This is a genomic window from uncultured Tateyamaria sp. (assembly GCF_947503415.1).
In the GTDB taxonomy this organism is placed as follows: Bacteria; Pseudomonadota; Alphaproteobacteria; order Rhodobacterales; family Rhodobacteraceae; genus Tateyamaria.
Window position 1 is genome coordinate 189,030 of record NZ_CANNDS010000001.1, and the last position, 13,573, is coordinate 202,602.

Consider the following 13,573-nt stretch of genomic DNA (forward strand, 5'->3'; position numbering starts at 1 on the left):
CCCCATGAGCATGATCGAGTTCAAGAACGTATCGAAGTTTTACGAGGCCGGGGCCGAACGGACTGAGGTTTTGCAAGACATTTCCTTGTCCGTGGAAGAGGGTGAGTTTCTGGTTCTGCTGGGCTTTTCCGGCACCGGCAAGACAACCCTGATCAACCTGATGGCCGGGCTTGAGACGCCATCGTCCGGTGAAGTTCTGTTCAAGGGTGCGCCTGTTGCGGGCCCGGGGCCTGAGCGTGGTGTGATCTTTCAGAGTTATTCGCTGATGCCGTGGCTGACCGTGAACGGGAATGTCGGCTTGGCCGTCGACACGATCTTTCCCGGCCTGTCCAAGGCTGAGCGGGCTGCAAAGGTTGAGCATTACGTGACAATGGTGGGTCTGGGTCATGCCGCGACCCGTCGCCCTGCCGAGCTGTCCGGCGGCATGCGTCAGCGTGTGAATGTGGCCCGTGCGCTGGCCATGAACCCCGAGGTGTTGTTGCTGGACGAACCTTTGTCCGCATTGGATGCGCTGACCCGCGCCAATCTGGCCGATGAGATCGAGCATATCTGGGAGGCCGACAAGAAGACCTGTGTGCTGATCACCAATGACGTGGACGAGGCCATCATTCTGGCCGACCGCATCATTGCGCTGAACCCGGATGGCACGTTGGGGGATGAGTTCAAGGTGTCCATTCCCCGTCAGCGGGATCGGATGGAGATGAACCACAATGATCAGTTTAAGCGTCTGCGCGCCGATGTCACCAAGTACCTGATGGATATGGGGATCGAGGCGAAGGTCGAGGGCACGAAGGTGCTGCCCGACGTGACCCCCATTCATGGTGTGCCCGCGGCTGTGGCGGATGCGCAGAAAGGGATGATCGAGAACCGGTTCCTGGATTTCAGCCAGCTCCACAAGGTGTATCCGACGCCGAAGGGGCCTTTAACCGTCGTTGAGGATTTCGATCTGAAGATCAATCGGGGCGAGTTTATCTCGCTGATTGGTCATTCGGGGTGCGGGAAGTCCACCGTGCTGACGATGGCGGCGGGGCTGAACGAGATTTCCAAAGGCGCCATCAAGCTGGATGGGCGACATGTGGAAGGGGCGGACCCCGAGCGTGCCGTGGTGTTCCAGTCGCCCAACCTGTTCCCGTGGCTGAGTGCGAAGGAGAACGTGGCGATCGGGGTGGACAAGGTCTATCCGCGTGCGAGCCGTGCCGAGCGGCAGGATGTGGTGGAGTACTACCTTGAGCGGGTGGGTTTGGCCGATGCGATGGATAAGCAGGCTGCCAGCCTGTCGAACGGAATGAAGCAGCGGGTGGGGATTGCGCGTGCCTTTGCGCTGTCGCCGAAGCTGCTGCTGCTGGATGAGCCGTTCGGGATGCTGGATAGCCTGACGCGGTGGGAATTGCAGGAAGTGCTGATGGAGGTGTGGTCGCGCACCAAGGTCACCGCCATCTGCGTGACGCATGACGTCGACGAGGCGATTTTGCTGGCTGACCGCGTGGTGATGATGACCAACGGGCCGCAGGCGACCATCGGCAAGATCGTGGATGTCGACCTGCCCCGCCCGCGCACGCGCAAAGCGCTGCTGGAGCATCCGGATTACTACAATTACCGGCAGGATGTGCTCGATTTTCTTGAGGAATACGAGCACGGGGCGAAGCCGAAGCCGCCCGCCAATGGAACTACGAAACCCAAAGCCATTGCAGCGGAGTAAGCCATGACAAGCAATTGTAAACCAATCCGTGGCACAGATCTTTCCAACAGATCAGGAGGCTTGCGTGCAACGGCAGGACATCAAGGCAGTTCAGGCCAGTTTCAACCGCGTGTTGCCCATGCGGGACGAGTTTTCGACGACCTTTTACGGGCGTTTGTTCGAAATCGCGCCATCCGTGAGGCCGATGTTTCCAAGCGACACCACCGAATTGCGCGCCAAACTGGTGGATACGTTGGATTATGTGCTGTTGCACCTGTACAACCTCGACGGTCTGAAAAGCGCCGTGGCCGAGCTGGCACAGAAACATGTGGACTATGGCACGCTGCCCGATCACTTCGCGCCCACGGGCGCGGCGCTGATCCATGCGCTGGACGTGCATTCGAAGGACGGTTTGACAGAAGCGGAACAGGCGGCCTGGCTGGCGGTCTACACGTTCATTTCGGACACAATGATCGAAGCGATGGAAAACGCAAAGGCCTGATATCCACGGCCCCGTCCTTTGAACAAGGAGGGAGCCATGACTAAGCAAATCATCGTCATAGGTGCGGGCATGGCCTCGGGTCGTGCGCTGGAGCACCTGTTTGACGCGGGCGCAGACGTGAACGTCACGCTGTTCAATGCCGAGCCGCGCGGAAACTACAACCGCATCATGCTGAGCCCTGTGCTGGCCGGTGACAAGACATACAAAGAGATCGTGACCCACGATGCCGATTGGTACGAGGCGAACGGTGTGACATGCCGCTTTGGCGAGCGGGTGACGTCCGTGGATCGGGCGGCAAAGACCGTTACCGCAGAGAACGGCGACGTTCTGCCTTATGACAAGCTGATCTTCGGCACCGGGTCCAACCCGTTCATGATCCCCCTGCCCGGCCACGATCTGGACGGTGTGATTGCCTATCGCGATCTGGAAGACACCGAACTCATGATGTCGATGGGGCCGCAGAACAAGGTTGTGGTCATCGGCGGTGGTCTGTTGGGGCTTGAGGCTGCCGCAGGCATGGCCGCGCGGGGTGTAGACGTGACCGTCGTACACATCATGGGCCACCTGATGGAGCGGCAGTTGGACGAAGCCGCCGGGTATCTCTTGCGCAAGGCGTTGGTGGACAAGGGCATTACGGTGCTGTGTCAGGCGAACTCCAAAGAGATCTTGGGCGAAGACGGCAAGGTCAAAGCGTTGCTGCTGGACGATGGCACCGAATTGCCCTGTGATCTGCTGGTCATGGCGGTGGGCATCCGCCCCAACGTGGCGCTGGCGGCAGAGGCTGGGCTGGCCGTGGGCAAAGGCATTCATGTGGATGACCAGATGGTGACGTCTGATGAAAGCATCCTCGCCGTGGGCGAATGTGTTGAGCATAACGGCGCGATCTTTGGCCTTGTGGCCCCGCTTTATGATCAGGCAAAGGTGGCGGCGCAGACGATCCTCGGGGAAGACGCAGCGTTTGTGCAGAAAGAACTCAGCACCAAGCTGAAGGTGACGGGCTGCGATCTGTTCAGTGCCGGGGATTTCGCCGATGGCGAGGGGCGCGAGGACATCGTGTTCCGAGACCCCGGGCGCGGGGTCTACCGAAGGCTTGTGATCGAGGACAATGTGATCGTCGGTACGGTGATGTATGGTGACACGGCGGACTCGGGTTGGTTCTTTGGCCTGATCCGCGACAAGACCGACATCGCAGAGATGCGCGATACGGTGATCTTTGGACCTGCTTATCAGGGGGGTGCCCCCGTGGACCCTTTAGCAGCCGTTGCAGCCTTACCGCGTGATGCGGAAATCTGTGGCTGCAACGGCATTTGCAAAGGCACCATCGTGGACGCGATCGAAGGGGGTGCTGCCGATCTGAACGCCGTGCGTGCCGTCACCAAGGCGTCGGGGTCCTGCGGGACCTGCACGGGACTGGTCGAACAGGTTCTGGCCGTCACGCTGGGCGATGATTTCGTCATGCCCACGGCCCAGCCCATTTGTGGCTGCACTGACATGACCCATGAAGATGTGCGGCGGATGATCAAGTCTCAGGAACTCAAATCCATGGCCGCCGTCTGGCAGGAATGTGCGTGGAAGACGGTGGATGGGTGCCATGTGTGCCGCCCTGCCCTGAATTACTACCTGATTGCGGACTGGCCGCTGGAGTATCTGGACGACCCGCAGTCGCGCTTCATCAACGAGCGCAAGCACGCAAATATCCAGAAAGACGGGACTTTTTCGGTTGTGCCGCGCATGTGGGGCGGGATCACCACGCCGGATGAGTTGCGCGCGATTGCCGATGCGGCCGACAAGTATGATGTGCCGACGGTGAAGGTCACGGGCGGTCAGCGCATCGACTTGCTGGGTGTGAAGGGTGAGGATTTGCCCTCGATCTGGGCCGATCTGAACGACGCCGGGATGGTGTCGGGCCACGCCTATTCCAAGGGTTTGCGCACGGTAAAGACCTGTGTGGGCACGGATCATTGCCGGTTCGGGACGCAGGATTCCACGGGCCTCGGCATCAAGCTGGAGAAGGCGCTGTGGGGGTCGTGGACCCCGCACAAGTTGAAGCTGGGGGTGTCGGGTTGTCCGCGCAATTGTGCGGAGGCGACCTGCAAGGACATTGGCGTGGTCTGTGTCGACAGTGGCTATCAGGTGGGCATTGGCGGGGCCGCTGGCATGGACGTGCGTGAGGTCGAGCGGTTGATCGATGTCGAGACCGAGGAAGAGACCATTATCGCGATCAAGGCGATGACGCAGCTGTATCGTGAGAACGCCAAGTATTTGGACCGCATTTACAAGTGGATGAACAAGGTGGGGTTGGATTGGATACGGAAGCGTATTTCCGATCCGGTTGAACGGGCCGTGTTGGCCGCGCGGTTCGACCTGTCTCAGACCGTTTATCAGAAAGACCCCTGGGCCGAGCATGCGCAGAAAAAGGCCGCGATTTACCGGCCTGTGGCGAACCTGACGCTGGAGGCTGCGGAATGACCGAGTGGATTGATATTGCAGCTTTGGACGATGTGCCTGTGCGCGGTGCGCGTGTGGTGAAGACGCGGGCGGGCTGTGTGGCCGTGTTCCGTACGGCGGCGGATGAGGTGTTTGCTTTGGACAATGCTTGCCCGCACAAGCAGGGGCCGTTGGCCGAGGGGATTGTGCATGGGTCTGCCGTGACCTGCCCGTTGCACAACTGGGTGATTTCTTTGGAAACCGGTCTGGTGCAGGGCAATGACGCGGGGCAGGTTGCGACTTATCCGGCCCGTGTTGAGGCTGGGCGCATATTGCTGGATGTGGCGTTCTTGCAGGCCCGGAGTGCGGCATGACCTGCACGACCTGTCCGTACTGCGGCGTAGGGTGTGGAGTGATTGCGTCGCCCGATGGGCAGATCAAGGGGGACGCGCAGCACCCGGCGAACCTGGGACGGTTGTGTTCCAAAGGGTCAGCTTTGGGCGAGACCATCGATCTGGAGGGCCGGTTGCTTGCTCCTTTGGTCGGCGGGGTTGAGACGGATTGGGATAGTGCGACGGCATTGGTGGCCGCCAAGTTTGCCGAGGGTGTGCGTGAGCATGGACCGGATTCGGTGGCATTTTACGTCTCGGGCCAGTTGCTGACCGAGGACTATTATGTCGCCAACAAGCTGATGAAAGGCTTTATCGGATCGGCGAATATCGACACGAATTCAAGGCTTTGCATGGCGTCGTCCGTGGCGGGACACAAGCGTGCCTTTGGGTCGGACACGGTGCCGGGCACGTATGAGGACTTGGAAGAGGCTGATTTGATTGTGCTGGTCGGGTCGAACCTGGCGTGGTGTCATCCGGTATTGCACCAGCGCATTGTCGCAGCGAAAGAGGCGCGGCCCGAGATGCGGGTTGTTAATGTGGACACGCGCCGCACCGCGACGTCTCAGCTGGCGGATTTGCATCTGAGCGTGGCCCCCGATGGGGATGTCGCGCTGTTCAATGGGCTTTTGGCGCATCTGGCGGCGGCCGGGCGTGCGAACCGTGCCTATGTGGAGGCCCATGTGTCTGGCTTTGCGGCTGCGGTGACAGCGGCAGAGGCGACGGACCCGGCTGAGAGCGGGTTGTCGGCGGATGATCTGGCGGTTTTCTATTCCATGTGGGCAGGAACCGAGAAGGTCGTGACCGTCTATTCCCAGGGCGTGAACCAGTCGTCCTGCGGGACGGACAAGGTGAATGCGATCCTGAATTGCCATCTGGCGACCGGGCGTATTGGGCGGCCCGGCATGGGGCCGTTTTCCGTCACGGGTCAACCCAATGCGATGGGCGGGCGCGAGGTGGGGGGGCTGGCCAATATGCTGGCCAACCATCTGGATATCGAGAATGCCGACCATCGCGACGCGGTGCAGGGCTTCTGGGGCAGTCCGACCATTTGCACGTCGCAGGGGTTGAAGGCCGTTGATCTGTTTCAGGCGTGCGCTGATGGGCGGATCAAGGCGCTGTGGGTGATGTCCACGAACCCCGCGGTCAGTCTGCCCGACGCGCAGGGCGTGGCGGAGGCCATTGCAGCGGTGCCATTTACGGTGGTGTCTGACATCATGGCGCGGACGGATACGGGCGATCTGGCCGATGTGCTGCTGCCCGCTGCCGGGTGGGGCGAAAAAAGCGGGACAGTGACCAATTCGGAGCGCCGCATATCGCGCCAGCGTCCCTTCTTGCCAGTGCCGGGACAGGCGCGGCCCGATTGGCAGATCATCGCGGATGTGGCAGCGGCCATGGGATGGGCAGAAGCGTTTGATTACGACGGGCCTGCAGCGATTTTCCGGGAATATGCGCAGCTTTCGGCGGCCACGCGGCAGTTCGGACGAGACTTTGACATCAGCGGCCTCGCGGACCTGACAGATGCCGAGTACGACGCGCTTGCGCCTGTGCAGTGGCCTGTGCCAGCGGCGGGCAGAGGGCCTGCGCGCTTCTTTGCGGATGGCGGGTTTTACCATGCGGATGGGAAGGCGCGAATGTTGCCTTTGAGTGCGCCTGCCCAGCCTGCGCGGGGTCAGTTCCACTTGAATACAGGACGCAATCGGGACCAGTGGCATACGATGACGCGGACGGGGAAAGCGCCGCGGCTTGGGGCGCATCTGGCCGAGCCATATGTCGAGATGCACCCGGATGACGCGGCAGAGGCCGGAATTGGCACGGCGGAGCTGTGTGTGCTGAGTGATGGACAGAACACGTCGATCCTGCGCACATTGCCCACGGACCGGGTCGAACGTGGCGCGCTGTTTGCCCCCATGCACTGGACCCGGCAGCGGACGGGTGCGCCAGTGAATGCAGTTGTTCAAACCGGGACGGACCCAGTGTCCGGCCAACCAGCGTTGAAGTTCGGACAGGTGACCGCAAAACGCTTTGCCGCGCGCTGGTACGGCTTTGCCGCTGCACAAGCGGACATGCAGGTCTTTGGGGACTACTGCGCCATCGCCCGCACGAACACCGGATGGCAGGCAGAGTCGGCAGGTGCAGACACCGCCCCGGATGCCGAGGCCGTTTTAACGCAGCTGATTGGCGCATTGCTCGGCAGCCTGAGCCAGTTTCGCGACGAAGCCACCGGCGTGCAACGTCTAGCGCATCACGTGGATGGACGCCTGAACGCTTTGTTATTCCTGGCCCCTACGCCGGTGCAACTGTCCCGTCCCCACGCCATTGCCGCCATTGGGCAAGTCAGCCCAAGCGGTGCAGCCCTTGCCGGGCGTGCGGCAGGCGCACAGGTCGATCCCGGCCCGACGGTTTGTGCCTGCATGAGCGTGGGCTTGAACGACATCAAGCGCGCCATTGCCGACGGGGCCGCAAGCGTGGATGCGCTTGGGGTCTGCACCGGGGCTGGCACGAATTGCGGGGCTTGCAAGCCTGAACTGGCCGCCCTTCTGCCTGCCCACCCCACCGCCGTTGCTGCTGAATAAGGAGCCTGCCATGAAGACGTTTCCGATGTTTCTGACCATGACCGGACGCCGCGTGGTGATCTTGGGGGGTGGTGAACAGGCCACGCAAAAATGCCGCCTGATGCTCAAGACCGAAGCGGCGATCGAAGTCTTTGCCCCGGTTCTGGATGTCGAGTTGCAGGCGCTGGCGGATCAGGGGCGGATCACGCACCGAACTGGCTCCATCAGCGCAGACGCCTTGCGCGGCGCGGCGCTGGTCTTTGTCGGCACGGGCTGTCCCGGAACGGATGCAGCGCTGCATGCCATCGCGACCGAAGCCGGGGTGCTGGTCAATGTCGTGGACCAGCCTGACCTGTGTGACGCGATCACCCCCGCCATCGTGGACCGCGACCCGGTCGTCGTGGCCATCGGCACTGAGGGCACGGCCCCTGTGCTGGCGCGTCAGATCAAGACGGCGCTGGAGCGGATGCTGGACCCGCGCCTTGGCGATCTGGCGGCTCTGGCCGGGCGATTGCGTGACTTTGCCGCCGCCCGTCTGGGGCCACGGCAGCGCCGTGACCTGTGGCGCTGGGTGTTTGCTGGCCCCTTGCGCGCGCAGCATGCCCGCGACGGGGATGCGCCTGTGGCCCGCGCGATCAAGGACATTATCCGGACCGACGAGGTACCTGCCGCCGCACCTGCTCCCGTGGCGTTGGTGGGGGCTGGGCCGGGGTCGAGCGATCTGATTACGCTACGCGGTGTGCAACGCCTGCAGGAAGCGGACATCATTTTCTATGACAAGCTGGTCGATCCAGGCGTGCTGGAACTCGCCCGGCGGGATGCCGAGCGCGTTTATGTCGGCAAAGCCCCCGGCTGTCATTCCTGGCCGCAGGACAAGATCAACGACGTGCTGGTCGCTGCCGCCAAACGCGGACAGCGGGTGGTGCGGTTGAAATGTGGCGATCCAGGAGTGTTTGCACGGGGGGCTGAGGAAGCCGAAGCGCTACGGGACGCAGGGATCGCGTATGAGATTGTGCCCGGTGTGACCGCCGCCAGTGGGGCCGCCGCCGCTGTGGGCGGGTTCCTGACCGAACGCGGGAAAAGCGACACGCTGGTGCTGACCACCGGGCGTTGTGCCGATGGCAATGGTGTTCCCGATTGGGTGACGCATCTGACCCAGCGCAGCCATGTGGCCGTTTACATGGGGGTCGCGGCAGCCACGCAAATCGAAGCGTGTCTGGCCCGCGCAGGTCTATTGGATCAGGTTGAGTTGACAGCTGTCAACAACGCGCAACGTGCCGACCAGAAGGTGCTACGGTGCAGTGCGCGAAACATGGTCGCAGAATTGGCAGAGGCCAGAATTGAAAGCCCGGCCATCCTATTTTTATCGCGCAAGGACGTCACTGAGGCTCCTGTCATGCTGGCATCACCGCAGTTGGTTGCCCTGTCCGCCTAGAGCGCCAGATCAGCCATCAGGTCGTCTTTGCTGTAGTCGGCTTTGGTCGCCGTGCGCTTGACGCGCCCCTGCTCCATCACCGCGAAGCTGTCGGCGATGCGATAGGCGAAGTCGGCGTTCTGTTCCACGAGCACAATCGCCATGTCGCCCTGATCGCGCAGGGTTTCGAGCGCGTCGCCAATCTGTTGGATGACGTTGGGCTGGATGCCTTCGGTGGGTTCGTCCAGCAGCAGTACTTTTGGTCTGGTAATCAGCGCGCGGGCGATGGCCAACTGTTGCTGTTGCCCGCCCGAGAGGTCCCCGCCGCGTCGCGTGCGCATGTCGGACAGGACCGGGAACAGATCGAATATGAAATCGGGGATGTGGTGGTCTGCCTTGGGCAGGCACGCGAACCCGGTTTCGAGGTTTTCGAGGACCGTGAGCATCGGGAAAATCTCGCGCCCCTGCGGGACATAGGCGATGCCTGCGCGGGCCGCCTGATAGGGTGAGGTGATCGCGATGGGTGCATCGTTTATTGCCGCCTGACCACCTGCGGTGGGGTGACGGCCCGAGATGGCTTTGAGCAGGCTGGTTTTGCCTACGCCATTGTTGCCCATGATGGCGGTAATCTCGCCCACTTGTGCCGTCACCGACACATCGAACAGGATCTGGCTTTGGCCGTATTTCAGGTCGACATTCTGGACATCAAGCATGGGCGCGCCCCAGATATACGTCGATGACGGTTTGGTCGGAGGTGACGTGGTCGAGGCTGCCTTCGGCCAGCACCGACCCTTCGTGCAGGACCGTGACCTTACAATTGAGCCTGCGCACAAACTCCATGTCATGTTCGACCACAACGACGGCGCGGGTTTTGGCGGCTTCCTTGAGGATATCGGTGGTTTTTTCCCGCTCTTCCGGCGTCATGCCGGCGGCGGGTTCATCGACCAGCATCAGGCGCGGTTCTTGCGCAAGAAGCATGCCAATTTCGAGCCATTGCTTTTGGCCATGGCTGAGTTCGCCTGCGACGCGGGTGATTTCATTTGTGAGGCCGATCTGTTCGGCGACTGCTTCGATCCGGGCGCCGTTTGGCTTGGTCTTTTTGTGCATGAGGACGGCAAAGGGGCCGCGCGGCGTTTTCAGCGCCATGGCGAGGTTCTGGCGCACGGTTTGCGCCTCGAACACCGTGGGTTTCTGGAACTTGCGCCCGATACCTTCCCTTGCGATCTGGCTTTCGGACAGGCCCAGCAGCGAGATGTTCTTGTCGCCCCAGATCACCGTGCCCTCGTCCGGTTTTGTCTTGCCCGTGACGATGTCCATGAACGTGGTCTTGCCCGCGCCGTTGGGGCCGATGATGGCGCGCAGTTCCGCGGGTGCGAAGTTGATCGACAGGTTGTTGATGGCGCGGAAGCCGTCGAAGCTCACCGATACGCCTGAGACTTCCAGAAGCATGCTCATGGCTGTTTCCTGACCAGAAGATCAAAGAGGCCGCCGATCCCTTTGGGGAAAAAGAGCGTGACGGCGACGAAGGAGAAGCCCAAGAGCACCAGCCACCAGTCCGTCCACTGGATGACATAGAACCCGAGGTTGATGTTAGGCGCACCGCCGCCCGTGAACCAGCTTGAAACGAGCGATACGAAAGCCGCGCCGATGACCGCGCCATAAAGCCTGCCGCGCCCGCCGATGGCGACCCAGACAGCGAGGTAGATGGAGGCGATGGGGGCAATCTCACCGGGGTTGATGATGCCCGCCTGTGGGTAATAGAGCGCGCCCGCGATGCCTGCGATGATGGCGGTCGTGGTGAAGACGAAGAGCTTGTAGCCTTCGACATGGTAGCCCAAGAAACGCACGCGGGCTTCGTTGTCGCGGATGCCTTTGATCACGCTGCCCATCTTGCCCGACACGATCCACGCGAAGAACACGTAGCCTGCGGCGAGGGCGATGGCAGAGGTGATGAAGAAGACGATGGAGATAGTGGCTTGGCTGAAATCCTCGTAGCCGGGGATGTTTTGCAGGCCCGACAGGCCGTTGTTTCCGCGCAGGCCGCTGTCGTTCTGGAAGAGGTAGAGCGCCAGCGCCAGTGTCATGGCCTGCGTCAGGATCGACAGGTAGACGCCGGTGACGCGGCTGCGGAAAGCGAGCCAGCCAAAGACGAGGGCCAAAAGGCCCGGGACCAGCACGACCATGAGGAGTTGCAGGAAGAGGTTGTCGGCGAAGGCCCAGATCATCGGGAACTCGGAACTGCCCACCACGCCAAAGATCTGGTTGCCGATGGCGTCTGATATTTCGGCGGGCGTGGGTGGGATGGGTTGGCCGGCAAGACTGCCCAGCACGATCCCTTCGGTCCGCGCGTACATCAGCCACATGCCGATGGCATAGCCGCCAATGCCGAAGAACGCGAAGTGGCCCAGCGACAGGATCCCGCAATAGCCCCAGACCACGTCCATCGCGATGGCGACAAGGCACAGGCACAGCGTCTTGCCCAGCGTTTTGACGAAGGAGGTTGAGATAAGGCCGACGCCTGTCACCTCGGACACCAGCGTGACGCCGACGGTGAAGCCTGCAAGGATTGTAAGGAACCACAGGATGGAAGGGTTCTGGAGGAAGAAGGAACGGTGCATCGGTCAGTCCGCCGCTGCCCGGCCCTTGAGCGCGACAATGCCCTTGGGTCGGAATTGAATGAAGAGGATGATGAACAGGATCATGTAGGTCTGCGCCGCCAGCGTGTTGGAAGGGTTCAACCACTCGATCCCCTTTTGCAGGAAGCCGATGAGTGACGCACCTGCCAGCGTGCCCCACACATTGCCCACACCGCCCACAACCACGGTCATGAAGCTCTGCACGATGTAGTCGGCACCCATCTCGGACGTGACCTTGGCATAAAGCCCGATGGCGACACCGGCGATGCCTGCGATGCCAGAGCCAAGCCCGAAGGTCAGCATATTGATCCGGTCGGGATTGATGCCCATGGAGGCCGCCATGCCGGGGTTTTGCGTGACCGCGCGCACCTCAAGCCCAAGGCGGGTGCGTTTGAGGACAAAGAGGATGAGCGCAAGGAACAGAAGCGCCAGCACGAAGATGGCGATGCGGATATAGCTGATGGCGATCACGTCATTGAACACCAGCGCTCCGTCCAGCCACTCGGGCGAGGTCAGGGGACGGGCTTGGGTGCCAAAGATGTTTTTCGCCAACTGTTGAAGCGCAATGGAGATGCCGAAGGTCGCCAGCAAAGTCTCAAGCGGGCGGTGGTAGAGGTGCCTGATCACCAAACGTTCCATCGTGACGCCCGCGCCAAAGGTGACTGCAAAGGCCAGCGGCAGCGCGATGATGATCGATAGGGTGTAGTCGGGCACGAATTGTTGCACGACGAAGCCGGTGTAAGCGCCCATCATGATGAACTCACCATGGGCCATGTTGATCACGCCCATCACGCCAAATGTGATGGCAAGGCCGATGGCCGCGAGAAAGTAGATGGAAGCCAAAGACAATGCATCGAGGCCAAGATCGGCGGCCTGGCTGAGAGCGACATTGGTTTCAATGGAGCGCAATGCGGCACGCGCCGCGTCGGTGATGGCAGTGTCGGGTTCGGTGTATGCAAGGTAGAAGCTATGCGCCTCGATTGCGGCAGCCTGCTCGGCCTCGGACACCCGTTGGGGCAAGAGGCCGTCTGCTGCAAGCGCATCATAGGCGGTTGCGCGTGCCGCATCGGTGTTGAGTGTCGCGACCGGAACACCACCAACAGTGTCGCCATCAAGATTGGCGACCAACGCGTTGCGGATGGCGGCCTTGGAAATGAGCGGCGGCGCGAGGTCGGCAGCGACGAGGCGGGCGTAGGCGTCCTCGGCCGTGAGGTCAGTGCCTACGGTCAATATCTGGGCGATATTTTTGTCCGCCGGTGGCTCAGGCGCGACACCGGTTTTTGTGGTCAGGATCGTGTTGAGCACCGCGCGCACATCAACCGACAGGTCGCCGGACAGTGCTTCAATCGCTTCGATCCGCTTGTCTTGCGTGTCTGCAAACCGTGCCCCCAACATCCCCGCAAGCCGCTGTTTGGTGGCGCGGAGTGTCGGGTCAATCTCGCCCTCGATAGAGGCTTCGAGAGGGCCAAGCTGGCTTGCCTCCATACTGCGGGCAATGGCGTTCACCGCACTTCGGCGTTTCAGGATGTTGGGATCAGACAGCTGGAACTGTACCAACGCATCCCCAATCGCGCGGCGCACGCCGCCGTTTGGGCGCGAGTCCGTCAGGTCTGCGTCATCTGCGGTGCCGACGTTTTCCCCGGTATCAAGATCATTGAGTGTGATTGCATCGCCGTCTTCGGTGGCCCGGAAAAACAGGCCGTCGCTGTCACGTTGCACGATTTCGCGGTCGCGCCATGCCTCAAGAAACGGAACTGTCTGGGGCAACCCGCTGGCGACCAGATCGTCCAGCACGACACCGACCGAGCGGCGACCGGGTTTCAGCACTTCGTCTTGATGGGTTTGCAGGATGTCTTGCAATGTCTGAGCTTGGACCGCGACGGGCGCAAGCAGCCACAGCGTCAGAGCCAGAAAAATCAGTCGAGGCATTGGGGATTGGGCCGATCTATCAGGCGGAAGTAACGATGCGGGG

General features: G+C 61.6%; 10 protein-coding genes. 6 read left to right on the forward strand and 4 right to left on the reverse strand.

The window, feature by feature from the left end:
- Positions 1–4 precede the first annotated feature (4 nt).
- The 6 genes from Q1A32_RS01020 to cysG all read left to right on the forward strand — a co-directional run bounded on the left by Q1A32_RS01020 (position 5) and on the right by cysG (position 8,986).
- Positions 5–1,699, forward strand: coding sequence for an ABC transporter ATP-binding protein (locus Q1A32_RS01020; RefSeq protein WP_299648291.1), 1,695 nt, complete (start codon positions 5–7; stop codon positions 1,697–1,699).
- Between the two features lie 64 nt (positions 1,700–1,763).
- Complete coding sequence (locus tag Q1A32_RS01025) at positions 1,764–2,180, forward strand: globin domain-containing protein (RefSeq protein ID WP_299648294.1); 417 nt, start codon at positions 1,764–1,766, stop codon at positions 2,178–2,180.
- A 36-nt stretch (positions 2,181–2,216) separates the two neighbouring features.
- Positions 2,217–4,649 carry a nitrite reductase large subunit NirB gene (nirB, locus tag Q1A32_RS01030; protein WP_299648297.1) on the forward strand — a complete coding sequence of 811 codons (2,433 nt, stop codon included), beginning with the start codon at positions 2,217–2,219 and terminating at the stop codon, positions 4,647–4,649.
- Complete coding sequence (nirD, locus tag Q1A32_RS01035) at positions 4,646–4,981, forward strand: nitrite reductase small subunit NirD (protein ID WP_299648300.1); 336 nt, start codon at positions 4,646–4,648, stop codon at positions 4,979–4,981. The genes nirB and nirD overlap by 4 nt, the downstream gene beginning before the upstream one ends.
- Complete coding sequence (locus Q1A32_RS01040) at positions 4,978–7,572, forward strand: nitrate reductase (RefSeq protein ID WP_299648303.1); 2,595 nt, start codon at positions 4,978–4,980, stop codon at positions 7,570–7,572. Before nirD ends, Q1A32_RS01040 begins: the two co-directional genes overlap by 4 nt.
- A 10-nt stretch (positions 7,573–7,582) precedes the next feature.
- Positions 7,583–8,986 carry a siroheme synthase CysG gene (cysG, locus tag Q1A32_RS01045; RefSeq protein ID WP_299648305.1) on the forward strand — a complete coding sequence of 468 codons (1,404 nt, stop codon included), beginning with the start codon at positions 7,583–7,585 and terminating at the stop codon, positions 8,984–8,986.
- Here cysG and urtE read toward each other — a convergent pair.
- Genes urtE through urtB form a run of 4 tightly spaced genes read right to left on the reverse strand, consistent with a single transcriptional unit; the run spans position 8,983 to position 13,530 of the window.
- A complete protein-coding gene (gene urtE, locus Q1A32_RS01050) occupies positions 8,983–9,678 on the reverse strand; it encodes an urea ABC transporter ATP-binding subunit UrtE (protein WP_299648308.1) in 696 nt (231 codons plus the stop codon). The genes cysG and urtE overlap by 4 nt on opposite strands.
- A complete protein-coding gene (urtD, locus tag Q1A32_RS01055; RefSeq protein ID WP_299648311.1) occupies positions 9,671–10,420 on the reverse strand; it encodes an urea ABC transporter ATP-binding protein UrtD in 750 nt (249 codons plus the stop codon). Before urtD ends, urtE begins: the two co-directional genes overlap by 8 nt.
- The gene (gene urtC, locus Q1A32_RS01060) at positions 10,417–11,583 is read right to left on the reverse strand and encodes an urea ABC transporter permease subunit UrtC (RefSeq protein ID WP_299648314.1); all 1,167 of its coding nucleotides are present in this window, start codon (positions 11,581–11,583) and stop codon (positions 10,417–10,419) included. Before urtC ends, urtD begins: the two co-directional genes overlap by 4 nt.
- 3 nt (positions 11,584–11,586) lie before the next feature.
- Positions 11,587–13,530 (reverse strand): urea ABC transporter permease subunit UrtB, encoded by a 1,944-nt coding sequence (gene urtB, locus Q1A32_RS01065; protein WP_299648316.1) that lies wholly within the window; start codon positions 13,528–13,530, stop codon positions 11,587–11,589.
- Between the last annotated feature and the right edge of the window lie 43 nt (positions 13,531–13,573).

Excerpts from the sequence above, each read along its gene's own strand:
- Q1A32_RS01020 (WP_299648291.1), top strand. The coding sequence starts at position 5 with ATGAGCATGATCGAGTTCAAGAACGTATCGAAGTTTTACGAGGCCGGG.
- nirB (WP_299648297.1), top strand. The coding sequence starts at position 2,217 with ATGACTAAGCAAATCATCGTCATAGGTGCGGGCATGGCCTCGGGTCGT.
- nirD (WP_299648300.1), top strand. The coding sequence starts at position 4,646 with ATGACCGAGTGGATTGATATTGCAGCTTTGGACGATGTGCCTGTGCGC.
- Q1A32_RS01040 (WP_299648303.1), top strand. The coding sequence starts at position 4,978 with ATGACCTGCACGACCTGTCCGTACTGCGGCGTAGGGTGTGGAGTGATT.
- cysG (WP_299648305.1), top strand. The coding sequence starts at position 7,583 with ATGAAGACGTTTCCGATGTTTCTGACCATGACCGGACGCCGCGTGGTG.
- urtE (WP_299648308.1), bottom strand. The coding sequence starts at position 9,678 with ATGCTTGATGTCCAGAATGTCGACCTGAAATACGGCCAAAGCCAGATC.
- urtD (WP_299648311.1), bottom strand. The coding sequence starts at position 10,420 with ATGAGCATGCTTCTGGAAGTCTCAGGCGTATCGGTGAGCTTCGACGGC.
- urtC (WP_299648314.1), bottom strand. The coding sequence starts at position 11,583 with ATGCACCGTTCCTTCTTCCTCCAGAACCCTTCCATCCTGTGGTTCCTT.
- urtB (WP_299648316.1), bottom strand. The coding sequence starts at position 13,530 with ATGCCTCGACTGATTTTTCTGGCTCTGACGCTGTGGCTGCTTGCGCCC.